The organism is Pantoea sp. alder81 (genome assembly GCF_020179835.1).
Taxonomy (GTDB): domain Bacteria; phylum Pseudomonadota; class Gammaproteobacteria; order Enterobacterales; family Enterobacteriaceae; genus Pantoea.
In genome coordinates, this window is sequence record NZ_JAIUDA010000005.1 from 168,106 (window position 1) to 188,190 (window position 20,085).

Genomic DNA, 20,085 nt, shown 5'->3' on the forward strand with positions numbered 1-20,085 from the left:
GGCGGCCCAGCGGGCCGCCTTCCGTCTCATTTTTGATTCTTGTCAGTAAACGACTGATAATTTTCATTCGTCACGGTCTGATAGGGTATCCAGTTATAGGCTTCGGTTTGCTTGCCGTTCAGCATGTCGCTTGCCACATTGACTGCTCCGATAGCCTGACCTTTCGCATCCTGGAAAATGGTGACAGCCATTTTGCCGTTCTTGATGAACTGCAATCCATCCGGTGTGCCATCGATTCCTGCCACTAACACATCGCTCTTCTTCAACTGATCCAGTGCCATAATCGCCCCAATTGCCATCTCATCGTTGTTTGCGACTATTGCATTAATGGTGTTGCCATCTTGCAGCCACGAAAGGGTTTTATCGACAGCTTCGTTACGCTGCCAGTTGGCTGTCTGTTTTTGAATAACTTTAAGACCGGGGTGGGCGCTGACATAATCTTCGACCGCTTTGGTGCGTTGGCGGGCTTCTTCGGTGGAGAGTGACCCCATCAGGATGGCGATGTTCCCCTGGTTGTTCATGCGTTTTGCCAGCGCTTCAATCTCCATTTTTCCGCTCAACGCAGAGTCAGAGCCAACGTAAGCCATCTTACCGCTCAATGTCACTTCAGGTTTACGGTTGACGAATATCAGCGGAATATTGGCTTTCTTCGCCGCAGCAATCACAGGCATGACACCTTGCGTGTCTACCGGGTTGACGATAATGGCGTCCGCACCCTGATTGATAAAATCGTCGACCTGTTGGATTTGCAGTGAGACATCCCCTTTGGCATCCGCAAACTGGCTGTTCAATCCTTTCTCCTTCAACTGCGTTTCCATTTGGCTGCGCAGGATCGAAACGAAGTTAAGATCCAGATTGGCCAGGGCAACGCCCACCATGTACGTTTTAGCTTGAACATCAAACACGCTAAGTAAACCACAGGCGATGATTATTGCTTTGATTATATTCATTTTTATATCTCTGTAGGGTGGGAGGGGGTTTTATGCACCCGGGTGCAAATCAATGCCTGATAATATTTCATATCCTGCATTTTTTCCGTTGCCCTGAGCACTCCTCTTTACTTTCAGGGGAGGTTGAAAATTAGTCAACGTGGTGAAAATCGATTCCTTCACCCGGATCACAAAAACCAATGGATAAATGGAGAGAAAATCCTAGAAATGCTACCGGGTGCAAAGTTTGTAACATTGTCCTCATGCTCATCATACTTTAAAGTTACAACATACAGTGCTGTGAACTCTTAAATACGCACCTTGAAGCTACTGAGCCGTATTAAGTTGACCAGCAGCAAAAGCGCGCATAGAGAATATTTTTAAGCAGGGCTAAATATCGAAGGGCAGTTAAAGATTACACAGGTATTGATAGACCTCTGCATCGCGTTTGTCCGGCGTGAATCGAGAGCACTGCCGGCATTGGTGAGCGATCACCCTGTATTGCTTTAGCAACCCAAGCTCATTCAGGATGCGCAGCCAACCCATTGAACCATAACACTTCTGTACGTAAATTTTTTCGCGAATACTTTTCACATCCACACGCAGCAGGGAAGCTTCAAGATTGCTGTAATCCGGATGCAGCTTGCTTTTACCTACCTTCTTGAACAAAAAATTACGCACGTAAAATGAGGCAACATTGGCCTTAACCTGAATGAAAATATCATCCACTTTCTCAACGAAAATGGTGTAGATCATAATCTTAAGGTAAAGCATAAACACCAGATTCTCACTTTCCGATTGGTGTTTAACGGATAGGGTTCCTAACTCAACGACCTTGCGTTGTTCCAGCCGCAGTGCATCGAGTTCTTCACGGAATAATCTGGCGCAGGGGATGTGGTTTTCATGGCGGCCTATCACACTGATGGTGCCCAGGATATCTTGTTCTTTGCGCGCCAGGAATAGGGTGCTGTTGGGATTAAGCAGTCCTTCGTTGTAGAGAAAAATAGAACGGCTGTCTTTTACTATTCCAGTTCGGCGGTATTCGCCGTTAGTCATTTCCATTCCCTGAAGAAACTCTATGAAACCAGTGGCAGGCGCAATGCTGATCCTGTCATCAATATCATTAAGTATTTTACAGATTCTATGCGTTCTCTTATTGAGTACGCCATCAGATATAGCGCTGGTAATAACTGATTTCCTTGATAAATTCACGGTATACCTCAACCCATCCACGTTAAAGTATCGCTAATATAATAAACAAAAATGAACAATGGAATTACTTTGAGATGAAAAATTAGATCCACTTATGTATTTGGTGGGGTTGGGCCAGTTAAAACCCGGTCTGAAGCTATAAGTGTGATGAAACCCTATATTTTCGCAGGTTTACAGGTAAGTTGTATTTATCTATTTCGATGATGGGAATCGGAGGGTATGAGCTTGCCCGGCCATAGAATGCCGGGCTCGGCGGGATTAGTCTTCAATACTGCTTAACAGCGCATTTTGAATGATTCTCTGCGCTTTGAGCGGGTTTTGTTCACTCTGTGCCGCTTGCAGGGCGGCAATATCCAGCTTATCCAGCGCACGGTAGATATGCTTGAGGAAGCGAATTGATAGATTAGCGGCTTCAACATGATCTTCACGGAAGGGGAATTGATCCAGCTGCCACACGCCATCCCAGTTATTGATTTTGAGCACATAGAAGAACTCAAAAATTTCTGTCATGTGTACCGTGCCGACCACGAGATCGTCATCCCAGCCGCGTAAGTTATCATTCACGTCCATGCCGAACAGTCTGCCACGATCGATAATCAGTTGGGCTGAGTCTGCTGGTGATTCCCCGGCAAATAACGCATGGCCAAAGTCCAGCAACACACCGACGTTATCGAGGCCAATATCTTCAATTCCCAGCAAGGTGCGTGCAGCGGAATCCCAGGTCATTTTAACGCGTGGTTCACGCGGCTTATATTCGATGGCAAATTTGACATCAGGATTGGCACTTGCCAATTGGCGCATGCCATCAACTGCCAGTTTCCAAAGGTTTTTATGGTCAACCTGGAAGGGATAGTCCCAGCCATCTTGCCCCGGCCAGATTTTCACGTAGTTGGCACCTAACTCACGTACGACTGTGGCGGCTTCATGCATCAGATTGAATGCCTGCTGGCGTACTGCTGGATCGGGATTCGTAAAGGCACCTCGTGAAAAGCGGCGCAGATAGATTTCAGGTGTCACGCCAATCGCTTTAAGACCCGCCTCGGCTAATGCTTCTTTTACCTGAGCAACGGTGACGCCTTCAGTGAAGGGATAGGGCACATCAACATAGGATAAGTCTTCAACACTGCCAGCAAGTTTGATCTGGTCTAACGTGCTGAGCGCCGGACCATATCCATCGACGGCGTAACGATCAATATAGTTAGCAAAATGCCATAAACCGGCACCAAATTTCGGGTAGGTGTAACCACTCATAAGACATTCTCCTTAGGGATTAGGGTAATCCGAGGCGCTACGATGATGGATTGAATATATATTCACTAACGGTTATATATTCCATTCTGCGCCTTGAGCTTCTTGCTTAACCAGCATTGATTGAAGAAATTGAGGGTGGCCTCACACAAAATTTGCGAATCTTAAAGTGGGCAACGAACCGCACATGACATTATCCGCGCACAATTAAAATCCGCAGATGCTAACTTGCTCAAACATCTGGCAACCTGCTGCCAATACAAAGCACGTCAGTGAAGCATTCAATACGTTAACCTGAGGTCATTCATCATGAAGTCTCCGTCAATCCAGCTTGGCCCGACAAAATCACCGATAAAATTTATCCAGGTTGAACCTGTTTTCCTCACCGACGAAACTATGCTGGAGCGAAAAAATAAGGTTTTGCGGGAGATGCACAAGGCCGGTTTTGATGCGCTGGTGATTTATGCAGACAAAGAACATGGCGGGAATTTTGAATATTTAACCGGTTTCATCCCGCGCTTTGAAGAAGGGCTGCTGATTATTGATGCCAGTGGGCATTGCGCCGTCATTCTGGGGAATGAGAATCTCAAATTGGCGCGATTTTCACGCCTGCCTGTCACGTTGTATCATTGCCCGTTGTTTTCACTGCCTAATCAGCCCATGGACCACGAAACACCACTTGAAGACCTTCTGGCATCTGCCGGTCTGAGTGATAAAGGCAAAGTTGGCCTGGTGGGATGGAAAATGTTCACCCCAGCCGCAGGCAATGGTTCTGCCTATTTCGATGTACCTTATTTTATTGTTGACGCGGTGCAACGCACGCTAAGCAAAGAGGCTGAATTGCTTAATGCGGCGCATTTGTTCATTGGTGGAGATAACGGTGCAAGAGTGACCAATAACGTCAATGAAATCGCACATTATGAATATGGAGACAATCTGGCATCCAACTGTATCCTTGATGCGCTAGACGCGGTTGAAGTGGGTGTAAGAGAAGTTGATTTAGGCGCGCTTCTTGCTGCAGAAGGTCAATACAACACTGTGGTATCCATTGCTGCCACGGGCGTTCGCTTCGATCATGCGAACCTTTATCCTACATACAAAAAGGTGCAGCAGGGCGATCCTCTGTCGCTGACCACGGGATTCAAAGGCGGCCTGTCCAGCCGATCTGCCTTCGTAATTGCTCATCCTTCCGAACTGCCCGATGCACAGAAGGATTGGCTGGAGAGAATCGCTAAGCCTTACTTTTCCGCGCAGGTAGCCTGGCTTGAAAATATCCGTGTTGGTATGTCCGGCGGTGAGCTTTATGACTTGATCGAAAATGTGCTGCCTAAAGCCCGTTTTGGCTGGCATCTGAATCCGGGCCACCTGGTGGGGGATGAAGAATGGATGTCTTCGCCGATTTACCCAAATTCCGACGAACATTTAAAAAGTGGCATGATGCTGCAGATTGATATCATTCCTTCTGTGCCGGGCTATAACGGTGTCAGCGCAGAAGAGTGCGTGGCGTTGGCCGATTCATCACTTCAGGCCGCGATCGCCGAAACGTATCCGAAGCTCTGGCAGCGAATTACGACCCGACGTGATTACCTGCGCGATGAAATCGGCATTGAACTCAATGCCGATGTCTTGCCGTTATCCAATGCTGTCGGGTATTTAAGGCCGTTTTTGCTGGCTAAAACCCTGTCTCTCCGCGTTGAGAAATAGCTTGCACTGTTCAGCGCGCATCAGGGCTTAATTTGATTACGTCCGCCGCGCTTTGCCAGATACAACGCTTTATCGGCATCCTGCTTCAGCTGATCCGCTTCGCCGGTTTTACCTGTTGACGTCAGCGTGCTGTAACCGGCGCTGATGGTCACTACGCCAGCGGGGAGATCCGAACTTTCATGCGCAATGCCCGTTTCTGCAACGAATCTCACCGCGCGCTCCGCCACTTTCTTTGCATCATAAGCTGAGGTGTTGGGCAGGATAATCGCAAACTCTTCTCCACCATAGCGTGCCACGATATCGCCCTGATAATGCACGCTATCCTTTAACGCCAGACCCACGTCCTGCAGGCACTCGTCGCCGGCAACGTGACCATAGGTATCGTTATAGCGCTTGAAGTAATCGATATCGATCATCACCAGTGATAGCGGCTCGTCATTCTTTTCTGAACGAAGCAGCGCCTGTTCCAACAGCGCATCAAATTGACGACGGTTAGCCAGACCGGTCAAACCGTCTACCAAGGCTAAAGATTGCAGCGTGTGGTTGATGGTGGTCAGTTCATCACGAACATGGGTGAGTTCAACTTGATTGCGCACATTAGTGCCCACCTGGCGTAATACAAAGACGCCCATGCCAGTAATGGTTAATAACAGCACAACATTGAGCAAGACATTGGTCAGATTGGCCGCCATCCATTCCATACGAATCCGGTCGCGGTCATATCCTGCCGTCACGATCAGTGGATAGCGCTCCAGTCGTGCATAACCGAACACACGTTCAACACCATCAAGCGTTGAACGCCAGGTCGCACTGCCGCTCGATGCCGATTTCAGTTCGGTTTTAAACAACGGGCTGGCGGAGAGGGTTCTGCCAATGAAAGTGTCAGGGAAAGGTCGGATGTAGAGAGCCGTGGCATCTGCCAGAATCAAGCCCAGCGCGTCTTTATCCCCGAGCGTGTAGTAGCTGTAGTACTGACGGAAATAATCCACTTTGACCGTAGCCAGAGCAACGCCGGCGAAATTGCCCGCATTATCATTGAGACGAACCGAAACAGGGATCACCAGGTCACCGGTTGAACGACTACGAATCACATGGCTGATGTGAATATCAAGACTGGGATGCGTCCGATGCCAGACAAAGTAATCGCGATCGGCGTTACTGGCATTGGTCGGCGTGAAGTTGCCAGATGAAGCGACCCAATGTCCTTCGGTATCGTAAACAAACAACCCATGAAGCTGCGGCAGTTTGCTCTGCTGATCCTTTATTTGATGCAAGAACTGCGGCGTTGCCGCAAAGCTGTTGCCGTTTTGACGTAGCTGCCGCACGGCATCCGCGAGGGTAATATCGACCTGTAAGAAGGCATCCTCGGCTTGTTTCGCTAATGAGAGCGAAAGGTTACGTGCATCTTCCTCTTTCTCTATCAGGTGCTGCTGCCAGGAGTGCCAAAGAGACCAGGCATTAATCGCCACCACCAGTAAACTGATGGATAGCAGAAATACGGCCATACTTCTTCCGAGAGAGGTATTTAGCAGGCGAGGGGCGCTATCTGAGAGAACACTTTTACGCATTGATACTCTTTGTGAATGCTGAAAAGGTAGGCTGAATGAGATATTACAGGATTCATGCAACTGTAATAAGCCGAGTAAAGAAAAATTTATGCATTCACACGTTCGTCACGCTTTTTTGGCGGCTATGGGTTTATCGAGCCATCGGGATATTGAGTATCAGGCCCAATTAAACCTGCTGTAATCGCTCATCCACGCAGATCTGGTGGTGAAGCCGGAGGAGTGAACCAGGCCTCACGGCTAACGACAACAGGATGATCTGGCTGGCTTATGAAGTTAGGTGACATGATTTGGACACCATACTCATTAAATACGTCCTGGATTTTACTGTGGAGTTCTGTGCGTGCAGCGGATAACGCGGTGCCTGGGGGCAAACTCACCTGCAACTCATAATTAACGTACCAGTCCTGCAAAGCTAATTGCCTGATCAACGGCGTAGGTAGCGCATTCACGCAATCACTTCTGCTGGCGGCCAGTTGCAGCATGGCGTGAACCTGACGCCAGGGAACATCATAGCCAATGGTAACCGACGTGGTGAGATTCAATGTTTTGCCCTGAGAAGCGCTACTCAGGTTGATGATTTTGCCACTTACCACGACTGCGTTAGGAATGGTGACATCGTAATTTTCCCGTGTCTGAATTTTGGTCGCTAAAATGCCCACATCTGTGACGACGCCTTCATGCTCCAGAATACGGATAATGTCGCCTTTGCGCAGTGCCCGTGAGTAGGTGAGCACCAATCCGCTCATGGCATGATTCATCACTCCGGCCGATCCCAATGTCAGCATCAGGCCAAAAAATACGCTAATTCCTTTGAAAGCCAGCGTGTTGGCACCCGGTAAAAAGGGATAAGCGGCTGACAATGCCAGCAACCAAATGGCTAGCCCAATCAATCGGCGCGTGACCCCCAATGTTTCTGGATGAAAACCGGCCACTTTGAGTTTGCCATGTTCGATGCGAGTCAAAGCGAGATTAATCAGCTTCATGATGCCAGCAGTAATCAGGAATATGACCGCGACCACGGTCAATCCCGGCAATGCCGCTAGTGAGGCTAGCGCAATGCCCTGCATTAGCGCCATCGCGTAATCACCTAAATCCTGTCCCCACGTACGAGTCCAGGGGAAAAGCCGCAGCGTCCAACTCAGCCAGATATAAGTCACGATTAACACCGTGAGGAGTGACAATATATTCAGCGTTCGCTGCACTATCGGGCGTACGAACTGCCGCAGCGGGGGTAGAACGCTCCCTTGAGGTTTTAATTCCTCAACATGGAAACGACGTGACACCAGACGATTAATGCCCACAAGACCAACAATCAATAGCAGCAGGCTCATAAAGCCGAGAATACTTTTTCCACCAGAGATCAGCAGATAGTGTCTGGAATACTGTTGGATCAAGGCATGGCGCAGATTTTCAAAACGGAGCTGTACACGCTGTGCCGCCTGATCGAGTGTCAAATCGTCGCCTTCATCAAGATCCTGCTCGGCCAGCAGCATGAAAGGTTTATTGTTGATGGTAAACAATACGACCTGTTGCTGGTAGCGATGCAGCATTTCAATCTCAACGGGGTGTTTTAAATCTTCGTCACTTAAGGCTCGTACATTGCTGACAATACGCTTAATACGTTCCTCGGGAGTTGTCAGTCCAAAGGTTGCCTGCAGCATGACCACTGGCTGGTTGAGTAAAATCAATGTACGGGCACGTTCCTGTGGCGTTGGGGCCTGGCGCGGTTCTGCCGACCATGCACCGTTTGTCAAAAGGATCAGGACGCTCAATAACATTATGATGCGTTGCATGACTCAGCACCCCAACGTAAATCTATGGTTTGGCGCGCGATAAGATCGCCATTATTGGGCAATTAACTTGCTCAAGATGTTGATGATAGTAAGTCTGAATGTTGTCAGTACTTTATTATCTGCCAGAGTCACTCATTGGAAGATATACCACATTAAAAAGATAATAATGGTTGTGTTTGTAAACATGCTGGCATGAGATGCTTTTGATTATGAAAAGACAATAGCGGGTTAAAACTGGAATGCCAAGTGCCATTTTAAAATTGTGACAAAGGTCTAGCTTCACTTTCCCCACATCAAACATTGAATACGCGCCTTAAGAATTATCTTATTTCGTTAATTTAATTTTCAGGGTGATTTAAGGCTATGATACTAATTGTTAACAATCAGTTTTTATAGATATTTTGACGACAACCATCATAAGCTGGAAATATTTATTTTGCTTTTATGTTGTTTATCATCTAGTCATTATTACTGCCTGCACACAATTGTGTAGGCTTACATCAATCTGGGTGGTGATATGAATAAATTCAATGCGATAGGATTATCTGCAGTTGTTTTTGTGTCGATGTCATTTTCAGTCATGGCCGCGCAGGAAATTTCCAAGGATGAGGCGAAAAACCATACTGAAGTGGGGACTGTATCCACTTCGGGCACCTTTACCGATCCCAAGGATGCCAAGGATGAGCTCTCTAAGTTAGCCGATGAGAAGGGGGGTAAATATTACGTCATTACTTCTGCAAGGGTGGAAGGAAAAGTACAAGGTACAGCTACAGTTTACAAATGAATTCAATGCCCTGTGAAAGCAGGGCAACTTATCAATAGCGCGATCATTATTACCATTAAAATTAACTTTCTATAAAAAACCAACGTTCGGTATATCCTTAACTACTTTTATAAATAGACAGAATTTTTCAAAAACGATCTGATAAGAATCAAAACCACCACGTAATCTCTTATTTTTATTAGTGATAGAAAAGTTTTCACATACGAGCACCTTATGTTGCTCGAAAAGGCGAAGTTAATTCCGTGTAAAATCGGAACCGCTCATTAACCAGGGATTTGACTATGTCTGGTAATTTTCTTGGTCCTATAATATTGGCGCTGCAGACAGTGCCTGGGCTGGCAATTTTTCTCTCACTGACAGTGGGATATGCCATAGGTCAAATTCGGCTTGGGCCTATTCAATTAGGTGGCGTTTGTGGAACATTGATTGCCGCTTTACTGATCGGCCAACTGCATATTTCAGTTAATGACGACCTCAAAAACGTTTTCTTCATGTTGTTTATCTTTGCTTTAGGATACAGCGGTGGCCCGCAGTTTTTTGCCAATCTTAATGCCCGAAATATTCAACTCGGCATATTTTGTTTGATTGAAGTCATCGCTGTTTTGACGCTGGTACTGGCCGCAACTTACTTCATGCATCTGGATCCCGGTACGGCCGCCGGCATGATGGCGGGTGCCGCAACTGAATCCGCCGTGGTGGGAACCGCTACGGATGCAATATCACGTCTCAATATCCCGGTCAGTGAAATCCAGCGTCTGCAAGGCAACGTTGTAACCGCTTACTCCATCACTTATATCTGCGGATTAATCACCATTGTGATCGTGACCAGCCAAATTTTTCCGCTTTTATTGCGTGTGAATTTACGTGATGAAGCAGAAAAACTTTGGATAAAAATGGGAGGACAGGCGGACGCTAATGGACTTTCTGCTTTACCGGCCGTCGTGGGTCGTGTTTATCAGGTGCAAGCCGGTGCGGGTAATCGAGTGGCTGATATCCAGCAACGATTGGCACAACAAAGTAGCATTGTGCGCGTGCAGCGCCATGGTCGAACACTGACACTTTCACCGCAACTCAAGCTTCGCCGTGGCGATCACGTCCTTCTGGTGGGATATCGCGGATCGGTAATTGAAGCTGCGGCCACGCTAGGCAACGAAATCCCCGATAGTGACTTAGTTTCTTCTGCGCTTGATACTTATCACCTTGTTTTACTTGAACCGTCGATGGCGAACAGAACGCTATACGAGTTGAATTTACCCGCTGGAGCACACGTAGCGGCTGTGAAGCGGGGTGAAATTATACTGCCCGCTCTGCCCGAAACCCGCCTGCAATTGCAGGATGTACTGCAGATTTATGATGCCGAACCTAATCGTGCTCGGCTGCCTGTTCCTGCGTTGAACACTATCGGCAAACTTCTCCCAGACAAACTCGCCAGTAATCTGGGTATCGCCGGGCTAGTGATTGCACTCGGTACCTGGTTGGGGAGTTTTAAACTTACCCTCGGTGGAATCCCTTTTTCAGCTGGCACCGGTGGCGGCATCTTAATCGTCGGATTAGTGGTGGGCTGGTATCACGGCAGACGAGCAGATTTACATTCAGTTAATACGGATGCGCTAGCGTTACTCAAGGATCTCGGGCTGGCGGGATTCATTGCAGGCGTAGGGCTGTCCTCCGGCCCGCAGGCCATTACGCTCATTATGCAATACGGCATCACATTACCTTTGCTCGGCGTGGCCATCGCGGTGATTCCTGCCTCTATCTCATTATTAATTGGTCATTGGTGGCTCAAGCTGCCAGCACCGGTGTTATTAGGCGCGATTGCTGGTCAACAATGCAGTACGCCTGCACTGAGCGCTATTCAGAATGCGAGTGGAAATTCCACACCACTCCTTGGATACACCATCACCTATGCCATTTCCAATGTTGTGCTGCCCCTGATGGGGCCGTTAATCGTCGGGCTTGCCAGTTCGCTGCAGCCTGTTTAGCTGTCCGTTTTGTCTCATTAACAACTCAGGAGCGCACATGAGCTGGTTACACGATTTGTTCCAGAAATCGCCTGAAATTGCGTTATTTCTGTCCATCGCCGTAGGTTATTACATCGGTAAAATTAAATTCGGTAAATTCCAGCTAGGAGGCGTGGCCGGTTCACTGTTGGTCGCGGTTCTGGTCAGCCAGGTCGGGGTACACATTGATGACGGGGTGAAGGCCGTGATGTTCGCCCTGTTTATCTATGCTGTGGGTTATGAAAGCGGCCCCGATTTTTTCCGATCGCTGGGTAAACAATCCATCAAAGAGATCATTCTTGCCGCATTTCTGGCGATTTCCGGCTTACTCACGGTAGTTGTTTTGGCGAGAATGTTTGAGCTGGATAAAGGCCTGGCCGCGGGAGTTGCCGCTGGCGCATTGACGCAGTCTGCGATTATCGGAACGGCAGGTGACGCCATCGCCAAACTCGGATTGCCTGCCGCTGAAGCGACACGTCTGCAGGGCAATGTGGCCATCGGCTATGCCGTGACTTATGTGTTTGGTTCGTTTGGCGCCATTCTGGTTTGCGTCAACTTGCTGCCCAAATTCATGGGCCGGTCGATCAAAGAGGATGCGCTGAAAGCAGAGAACGCCTTGCAGACGGGAGTACAGGTTTACGGTCCTGGTCAGGAATCCGCCGCACCCGATTTGGTCGGACGTATCTTCAAATTGCCTGCCAACACCTCCGAGACTATTCAGGTCCTCGAACAATCGACGGATGTACCCATCACGATCGAACGTGTCAAGCGCGGTAAACAAATCATGGAACCCACGCCAGACATGCCTTTGCAGGCAGATGACATTGTGCTGGTCGTTGGACGCCGCTCCGCAATGGTCACTGTCGCGGCAAGGCTCGGCAAGGAGTTGCAGGATGAGCAGGGCATGGAACTCACCATGCAAAAACGCGATGTCGTTATCACCAACAAGCTTTTAGATAAACGCACCTTTGGCGATATCCGATCAACGGTGGCGCAGGATGTGCGTCATGGCGTTTATGTTTCGCAGATCTCACGCCAGGGCAAAGCGCTGCCATTACTTCCTGAAACCATGCTGATGCTGGGCGATGTGGTCACGGTGTTTGGTGCTGAACATGATGTGAAACGCGTAGTTGATCAAGCTGGACACGCGATTGTACCCAGTGCCAAAACCGACTTTGTGTATATGGGCGCAGGTCTCGTAGTGGGTTTACTGGTTGGGATGTTAACGGCAAAAATTGGCTCCATTCCGCTGACGCTAGGAAGTGGTGGCGGGGCGCTGCTGTCGGGCCTGTTGTTTGGTTGGTTTAGATCGCGCAGGCAGTCATTTGGTTATATGCCTTCCGGTGCGGTGCAAATATTAAAGGATCTCGGACTGGCGGCTTTTGTGGTGGTAGTGGGTATTTCTTCAGGTTTGCAGGCGGTGCAAACCGTAGAAAGCCAGGGATTGAAGATCCTTATCATCGGCGTCGTCGTCACCATTTTACCCCTCGTGCTCACCATGCTATTCGGCCGCTACGTGCTGCGCTATGACAATACGGCGATTTTCGCCGGCGCGTTAAGCGGGACACGCAGCGCTAACCCCGCCTTTGGTGAAGTGCTGGATAAAGCAGAAAACACCGTACCAACCGTTCCCTTCGCCATCACTTATGCTCTGGCCAATGTATTTCTGACCCTGTTAGGGCCGCTGGTCGTCGCGTTGGTTTAGTTAAGTGTTGTATGACAAGTCGCCAGTTCCGGAAAAAACCTGGCTGGTAATTTACGTTTCAATGATGCAGCAAGGAGTAGTGACATGAATTTCACCGACCCCGAGAAGCTCGCGCTGTTGAGCCCGTTTGAACTGAAAGACGCATTAATGCAACAGGCCGTACAAAGTAATCAATTGATGTTGAATGCAGGTCGCGGCAATCCTAATTTTCTTGCGACGACACCGCGGCATGGGTTTTTCCAGTTTGGTCTGTTTGCTATGACCGAAGCAGAACGCTCGTTTATGTACATGGAGCACGTTGGCGGTTTCCCGCAGCGCGAGGGCATTGAGGCACGATTTGAGTTGTTTGCGAAACAACACGAGAGTGTGCCCGGCGTGCGCTTTATCGAAGCTGCGGTGTCCTATGTGCGAGATCAGATGGGGCTGAATGCGGGTGATTTTATCTATGAAATGTGTGAGGCGATTTTGGGTTGTAACTACCCAGTCCCTGACCGCATGCTCAGGATAAGTGAAGTGATTATTGGTAAATACATCCACAATGAAATGGTCGGCACCTATCCGTTTGTCGGCAAATTTGATATGTACGCGCTGGAAGGGGGTACGGCGGCGATGACGTATTTATTCGCCAGCCTCAAAGCTAACCATATTATCAGTGAAGGTGACACCATTGCGTTAGGGATGCCAATTTTCACGCCATACATCGAGATCCCGGAACTCAGTGATTACAACCTGAAGACTATCCATATTGATGCGCCGCAATCGAATAAATGGCAATTCACCCATGATGAATTAGATAAGCTGCTGGATCCCAAGGTTAAAGCTTTCTTCCTCGTCAATCCGAGTAATCCACCTTCAGTGAAAATCGATGATGAAACACTGCTTTATATTGCTGAAATCGTTAAACAACGACCTGATTTAATCATCCTTACTGACGATGTTTATGCGACGTTTGCGGATAACTTTGTTTCTCTGTTTGCCATTTGTCCTTTTAACACTATCCTGGTTTACTCATTTTCTAAATATTTCGGTGCAACCGGTTGGCGTATGGGGGTAGTGGCAACTCACGAAGATAACCTGATTGATGCGATGATCGCCGATTTGCCGGAAGCCAAGAAAAAACAGTTAGATCATCGCTACACCTCGATTACCACAACACCGCGAAGCCTTAAATTTATCGATCGATTAGTGGCGGATAGTCGCACGGTGGCTCTCAATCATACCGCTGGACTTTCCACGCCGGTGCAGGCGCAAATGACGTTATTCTCGCTGTTCTGTTTGATGGATGAACCCGGCGCTTACAAAGCTGAAATGAAACGCATCGTGCTGCGTCGTAAAGAGGCGTTGTACCGTGAACTCGGGCTGCCAATGCCGAAGGACGCCAATTCAGTGCGTTATTACCATCTTCTGGATTTGGAAGAACTGGCGACCGAAATGTACGGACCGGACTTCGTGAAATGGATGATGGGTAGGATGAAACCCAATCAGGCGCTGTTCCAACTGGCAGAAGAAACCGGCGTGATTTTGTTGCCGGGCAAGGGATTTGGTACGCCGCATCCATCGTGGCGTGTATCTCTGGCGAATCTCAATGAGTATGACTACGCCAACATCGGGAAGGCGATACGTAAACTCGCGCGTGAGTACTATGAGAAATTCATAGCAGAAACGGGTGCCAGCGAACCGGCACCAGCGGAGAAAGCTGCGAAGGTGGTTAGTAAAGAGAAAGCTAAGAGTAAAAAGAAATGAGGTGAGTGGGCTGAGTTGTGTTTGAACTTGAGCGTTAGATGGCGCCGCCGCGACCAACAGTTTAAAGATTGGGTTGGGGCGGCGCGCAACAGGCAACAGACAGCGGTAAAGCTTTCTGCAACAGGTGGTAGCACAATACAGTCTGGGGTGCGTAACGATGTAACTTTGCGCTGTCCGGGCCGGTATCCTCGAAGACCAAAAAAATAAATTACATGCACAATTATATAGTTAAGCACTGTCCTCAATAGAGTAGTCCCACTACGGGATTTTATGACAGGATAGACGCCAACACAGTTACACTGGAGCCCTGACGTGAATATCAAACCGATTAAAACAGAGCAGGATTATAAAGAGGCGCTCCGCATCGTGGAGCCTATGTTCGATAATGAACCCGTGCTGGGCTCACCTGAAAGCGATCTCTTTGAAGTAATGTGTCTGCTTATTGAAAACTATGAGTCAAAGCATTACCCAATTGCGCCGCCTGACCCGATTGAGGCTATTAAATTTCGTATGGACCAGATGGGACTGACGGCAAAAGATTTAGCTCCGGCAATTGGTCGGCAGAATCGCGTATATGAAGTGCTTAACCGTAAACGCGAACTCACGTTGCCAATGATTCGTAATTTGCACAAACAGTTCCATATTCCGCTTGAAAGCCTTGTTGGTTGAATGTGCAGGTGAATAATAAAGAACCGGCTATCACAGCCGGTTTTTTTATGCCTGTAATCTGGCGAGCGCTGCGCACAATGAAGGGGAAAAATATCACGGCGGCGCGGCGCTTCCGGCAGGCATCGACCTGACCGCAAACAGCGCACAGTTTTACCGGCTTTTCTTTACCCGTCACGCTACGCGAAAGTTTGCGGGCCGATGTACACAAACACCTCAGAATTCACGTAGCGACGCCATCACCAACTCGGCAAAACCGGCAGGGAAGGTGCTTAGCGAAATTTATTTGTAGCTGTTTATAGTTGAAATCAAAACGGACAGAAGCCAGTCTAACTGGTATCGCACAGGGTAATTGTGCATTACCACGGCTGAACCTCTTTAAACAAATCCCAATCATTTAACATAATCATGATTATGCGCACTATGATTGTAGTGGCTAAATTCAGATGTCCGCCTCTGGCTATATTGAGATGTCCGCTTCATCGTCCTTTTTCCAGGGTTTCCCAGCTGAGGACGCAACTGATGACGGCTTAAGGTTCGGAGTGCTTTACGATGAATGAAGTTAACCGCCTCAAGATCCTGCAGGATGTCATTGATGGCAGGCTCACTACTTCGCTTGCATCACATCGGTGAGAGTCTGCGCCACCGCATACTGACGCTGCTACGTGAAAATTACGTGGGTTTCGGCCCCACACTTGCCGCAGAAAAACTTCAGGAGCGTCACGGGATTGATTATCGACTTACTTCACCCAGTCTTCCAGAACTAAACCCGGTACTCGCGCAAACATCAAAATGTGATATTCGCAATCGCGAGTTCCGGGTGACATTAGCAACACAAAAAGACATTTAATGTTTTCGTTTTTACCACTGTGGGTAAAGAAACGTGAAGTGAGCAACGCATACGCACGGTTCCGCTAACCTTTGTAGTACACGTTCTTTAACCTGCCGTGGAAACCAACATGTCGAAGACGAATTTACTGCTAAAAACGCCACTGCTGCTGATAACCATTGCTTTAATGATGAGCATTAACAACGTTCATGCAGCTGAAGATCCTCTGTTCCAGCCTTTATCGCCGAAGGTCTCAGACCTCTCACAATATCGCTGGCACCATCGCCCACTCGTGATCTTTGCTCCGTCCAAAACAGATCCTGCCTATGTCGCTCAAATGGCGATGCTGGAGAAGCAGAAATCTGAACTGGCCGAACGCGATATCATCGTACTCAGTGACACCTCACCGACGGAAAATGGCATTCTGCGTAAGCAACTTAATCCGAAAGGATTTGAAGTGGTGCTGGTCGGAAAAGATGGTGGAATGAAGCTACGTGAACAAACACCTCTGGATACCGAGGTGTTGCTGTCGACCATTGATAAAATGCCTATGCGTCAGGCCAGGCTTGATTAATTCATTAAACGTGGCTTACTCGACATCCAGCAGTGAGCCCGTTTTATAGAAACGTTTCCCAGCGATATAATGCAAACTACGCATTTCCTCTGGTGCGTCCTCAAATAACCAGCGCCCTTCTTTAAATACTTGGCTATCCGCCCATGCACCCTTAATTTCACCGATGAACAGATCATGGTCGATTTGATTTTGTTCGATAGGAATCAACTCGCAATACAACCATGCCGCGCAGCCTGCCACTAAAGGGAGAGGACTTTCAGGTAACTGGAATAACTCAACGCCAGATGCGGCCAGCTTATCTGACTGATCCGTAAGGGAATGCGTACCGAGATAATGAACCATTTGCGCCTGACTGACAGTTGGGACATGTATAACGAATTTATGGCTTTGTTCAATCAACTTACGCGTGAAAGTGGATTTATCCAGCACCACGGTGAGCTTTGCCGGTTTGAACTCCAATCCACACACCCAGGATGCGGACATCACATTATCAACCCCTTCATGGCGTGAGGAAACCAGTGTGGTTGGGCCATGGTTGATAAGACGATAGGCTTTTTCCAGCTCAACAGATTCAATATGGGTATTCATAGGTTGATTTCATCGCATGAGTTTTAAAGGCGCTTATTGTCGCCTGGTAAAAACGACTTTGCCAACATCCAGCCATCATATGCGCAAACCTTCTGCACCCCACGAGTGCAACCATTGCCCTATCGTAAGCGTTTTGTACTGGGTAATGGCTCATTTGGCACAGATAGGTGCCTTATCCGCTGTAATTAAGCCTGGCGCGTTTCTTGCGTGTAACAAAAGGTTTCCCACCGCTGACGTTGCTTTCCCATTCATCCAAAGAGGTCCGTGCTATGGAATTGAAATGGTTTGAAGATTTTCTCAGTGTTGCCCGCTGTTACAGTTTCACCCGCGCCGCCGATGAGCGTCATATCACGCAATCGGCGCTGAGTCGGCGCATCCGGCAGCTGGAAGAGTGGCTGGGTGTGCCGTTGTTTGATCGTAAAACTTATCCGGTGACGCTCACCCCAGAAGGACAAACCTTCCTCGCAACTGCCAGCGAAACGGTATTTTCCATGACGCATCTGCGTAATGATCTGCACCAGCGCTATAGCTCGCGCACTGCTGTATTACGTTTTGCGATGCTAAATACCCTTTCGCTGACGTTCTTTCCTGACTGGATCCAGCGATTAAATCTGCAACCTAACCTCAGCTATATTCGCCTGTGCAACCAAAAGCCGACCTTCGCTGAGCACATCTCTACCCTACACAGTGGTGAAACCGATTTTCTGCTGACTTACGCGCATGATGCGGTATCGCTGATACATCAGCTGGCGGCGTATCCCATGGTGCAACTGGGCCGTGAGCGTGCCATTGCCGTGTGTCGCCCGGATAGCAGCGGCAAGCCACTCTATCCGGTGCGCGCGGATGGCGGCCCGATTCCGTGGTTAAGTTATGGGCAACATACCTTTTTTGCTCACGCACTGGCGCAAATGCTCAGCAAACGCCCGCTTCCTCTTGAAGCGGTATATGAAAATGGTATGTCGGTGAATCTCAAAGCCATGGTCCTGGCCGGTGGCGGCGTGGCGTGGTTGCCTCTGAGTCTGGTGCATGAAGAACTGGCCAGCGGCAGTTTAGTGCGCGCCGATGACAGCAGTTGGGATATGTCGCTGGCAATTCGGCTCTACCGCCAACCGGTTCTGCACAATCCTCAGGCTGAACAACTGTGGTTACGAGCCTGCGCTGGCGAGACGGCCAATGCGGCCTGACACGAAACTATGTCGTTTTGGAATGGGGAGTGTGAATTGCTCATTGGCCTTACGTTAATGATTTGCTCCATGCTGGGGTTCAGAGAGACGAAAACCTGACCAACCATGCTGGGGACTATCATGGAAAACAAAGCGTTAGTCTGGAAGTGGGTAGAAGAATTTCAAGGGGTATTTTGTGACCTGAGCGATCGCGTCTGGGGCATGCCGGAGATTTGCTATACCGAGTATCGTTCAGTGGCTGAGCACACCGCGATGCTTAAACAGCAAGGGTTCCGCGTCACAGAAAACGTGGCCGACATTCCCACTGCGGTAATGGGTGAAGCGGGTGAAGGCGGCCCAATCATTGCTTTCCTCGGCGAATATGATGCCTTGCCTGGATTAAGTCAGGAAGCTGGCGTGGCGCGTTACTCTCCGTTGCCGGGTAATGGCCATGGTCACGGCTGCGGCCACAACTTGCTGGGATCTGCTGCCATGCTGGCAGCTACTGCTTTAAAATCATGGCTTGAGGAGAGCGGCACGCCGGGACGAGTTCGCTATTATGGCTGTCCGGCAGAAGAAGGCGGTGCCGCTAAATCCTTTATGGCGCGTGCCGGTGCATTTGATGGCGTCGATGTTGCCATCACCTGGCATCCAAGCGCGCATCATGAAGTGGCAAAACCGCTCTCCCTGGCCAATACCCGAATGGATTTCGCTTTCCGTGGCCGTTCATCGCATGCTGCCGCTTCTCCCCATCTCGGGCGCAGTGCGCTCGATGCCGCAGAATTGATGAACGTTGGCGTACAGTTCCTGCGCGAGCACGTGCCGCAAGATTCCCGTATCCACTACGCCTTCCTTGATGCCGGTGGTGTGGCGCCCAACGTGGTACAGGCAAAATCAACAGTGCGTTACGCTATCCGCTCGCGCGATGTCCACGCGATGTTCGAACTCAATGAAAGGGTCAAGCGCGTGGCGCAAGGTGCCGCCATCATGACCGATACCGAAGTGGATATCAGCATCATGAGTGCTGTGTCCAACCTGCTTGGCAATCGTCCGTTAGAAGAGGCGATGCAACGTAATCTGGAAGCATTGGGCCCGGTGCCATTCGATCATGCCGACCACGCCTTTGCAGCCGAAATCCAGGCCACGCTAACACCGGAAGAGATCGATAACTGCTATCGCAAAACCGGTGTGAAACCCACCGCCCCCAAACCCCTTAGCGACTACATCATCCCGCTTGATACCCACGGTGAAGTGATGATCGGCTCCACCGATGTCGGCGATGTCAGTTGGGTAATCCCGACCGTGCAGGCGCACGTACCTACCATGGCCATCGGAACCCCGGGCCACTCATGGCAACTTACCGCGCAGGGAAAAATGCCAGCAGCACACAAAGCGCTGGGCCATGTCGCTAAGGTTATGGCCGCCACGGCAGTCGATGTGTTAACCGACAAAATACTGATGGCGCAGATGAAGAAAGCCCATTTCGAGCAGGTCAGTGAAAAACCGTATCACTGCCCTATTCCGGCTGAGGTGAAACCGCCGATTCAGCCACGCCCGGATACTCTGTAACGCCTCAGGA

Annotated in this window: 16 protein-coding genes; 10 read left to right on the forward strand and 6 right to left on the reverse strand. The window is 49.2% G+C overall.

What is annotated here, in order from left to right; translation table 11 throughout:
- Positions 1–26: 26 nt before the first annotated feature.
- The 3 genes from LBW88_RS15480 to LBW88_RS15490 all read right to left on the reverse strand — a co-directional run bounded on the left by LBW88_RS15480 (position 27) and on the right by LBW88_RS15490 (position 3,392).
- Entirely contained in the window at positions 27–950 is a 924-nt protein-coding gene (locus tag LBW88_RS15480) for a substrate-binding domain-containing protein (RefSeq protein ID WP_224933207.1), read from the reverse strand.
- A gap of 387 nt (positions 951–1,337) precedes the next feature.
- A complete protein-coding gene (locus LBW88_RS15485) occupies positions 1,338–1,985 on the reverse strand; it encodes an N-acyl amino acid synthase FeeM domain-containing protein (RefSeq protein ID WP_224933206.1) in 648 nt (215 codons plus the stop codon).
- Between the two features lie 414 nt (positions 1,986–2,399).
- Entirely contained in the window at positions 2,400–3,392 is a 993-nt protein-coding gene (locus LBW88_RS15490; RefSeq protein ID WP_224933205.1) for a sugar phosphate isomerase/epimerase family protein, read from the reverse strand.
- A gap of 306 nt (positions 3,393–3,698) precedes the next feature.
- Between LBW88_RS15490 and LBW88_RS15495 the strand changes: the two genes are divergently transcribed.
- The gene (locus LBW88_RS15495; RefSeq protein ID WP_224933204.1) at positions 3,699–5,093 is read left to right on the forward strand and encodes a M24 family metallopeptidase; all 1,395 of its coding nucleotides are present in this window, start codon (positions 3,699–3,701) and stop codon (positions 5,091–5,093) included.
- Positions 5,094–5,113: 20 nt separating this feature from the next.
- Here LBW88_RS15495 and LBW88_RS15500 read toward each other — a convergent pair whose 3' ends face one another.
- Entirely contained in the window at positions 5,114–6,598 is a 1,485-nt protein-coding gene (locus LBW88_RS15500; RefSeq protein ID WP_224933203.1) for a GGDEF domain-containing protein, read from the reverse strand.
- A gap of 248 nt (positions 6,599–6,846) precedes the next feature.
- Complete coding sequence (locus tag LBW88_RS15505; RefSeq protein WP_224933202.1) at positions 6,847–8,454, reverse strand: mechanosensitive ion channel family protein; 1,608 nt, start codon at positions 8,452–8,454, stop codon at positions 6,847–6,849.
- A 517-nt stretch (positions 8,455–8,971) separates the two neighbouring features.
- On the opposite strand from LBW88_RS15505, the gene LBW88_RS15510 reads away from it, so the two are divergent.
- From LBW88_RS15510 to LBW88_RS15540, 7 genes are all read left to right on the forward strand, one after another.
- The gene (locus tag LBW88_RS15510) at positions 8,972–9,238 is read left to right on the forward strand and encodes a DUF1471 domain-containing protein (protein ID WP_224933201.1); all 267 of its coding nucleotides are present in this window, start codon (positions 8,972–8,974) and stop codon (positions 9,236–9,238) included.
- A gap of 281 nt (positions 9,239–9,519) precedes the next feature.
- Entirely contained in the window at positions 9,520–11,220 is a 1,701-nt protein-coding gene (aspT, locus tag LBW88_RS15515; RefSeq protein WP_224933200.1) for an aspartate-alanine antiporter, read from the forward strand.
- A gap of 37 nt (positions 11,221–11,257) precedes the next feature.
- Positions 11,258–12,943 (forward strand): aspartate-alanine antiporter, encoded by a 1,686-nt coding sequence (gene aspT / locus LBW88_RS15520; protein ID WP_224933199.1) that lies wholly within the window; start codon positions 11,258–11,260, stop codon positions 12,941–12,943.
- Between the two features lie 84 nt (positions 12,944–13,027).
- A complete protein-coding gene (locus LBW88_RS15525) occupies positions 13,028–14,686 on the forward strand; it encodes a bifunctional aspartate transaminase/aspartate 4-decarboxylase (RefSeq protein ID WP_224933198.1) in 1,659 nt (552 codons plus the stop codon).
- 312 nt (positions 14,687–14,998) lie between these two features.
- Complete coding sequence (locus LBW88_RS15530) at positions 14,999–15,355, forward strand: helix-turn-helix domain-containing protein (protein WP_224933197.1); 357 nt, start codon at positions 14,999–15,001, stop codon at positions 15,353–15,355.
- A gap of 592 nt (positions 15,356–15,947) precedes the next feature.
- Entirely contained in the window at positions 15,948–16,202 is a 255-nt protein-coding gene (locus LBW88_RS15535) for a hypothetical protein (protein WP_224933359.1), read from the forward strand.
- A 109-nt stretch (positions 16,203–16,311) separates the two neighbouring features.
- Positions 16,312–16,755 carry a DUF4174 domain-containing protein gene (locus LBW88_RS15540; protein ID WP_224933196.1) on the forward strand — a complete coding sequence of 148 codons (444 nt, stop codon included), beginning with the start codon at positions 16,312–16,314 and terminating at the stop codon, positions 16,753–16,755.
- Between the two features lie 15 nt (positions 16,756–16,770).
- On the opposite strand, the gene LBW88_RS15545 is transcribed toward LBW88_RS15540, so the two are convergent.
- A complete protein-coding gene (locus LBW88_RS15545; protein ID WP_224933195.1) occupies positions 16,771–17,343 on the reverse strand; it encodes a flavin reductase family protein in 573 nt (190 codons plus the stop codon).
- Between the two features lie 269 nt (positions 17,344–17,612).
- Between LBW88_RS15545 and LBW88_RS15550 the strand changes: the two genes are divergently transcribed.
- Both LBW88_RS15550 and LBW88_RS15555 read left to right on the forward strand, forming a co-directional pair.
- Positions 17,613–18,527, forward strand: coding sequence for a LysR family transcriptional regulator (locus LBW88_RS15550; RefSeq protein ID WP_224933194.1), 915 nt, complete (start codon positions 17,613–17,615; stop codon positions 18,525–18,527).
- Between the two features lie 120 nt (positions 18,528–18,647).
- The gene (locus tag LBW88_RS15555) at positions 18,648–20,075 is read left to right on the forward strand and encodes a M20 family metallopeptidase (RefSeq protein ID WP_224933193.1); all 1,428 of its coding nucleotides are present in this window, start codon (positions 18,648–18,650) and stop codon (positions 20,073–20,075) included.
- Positions 20,076–20,085: the final 10 nt, after the last annotated feature.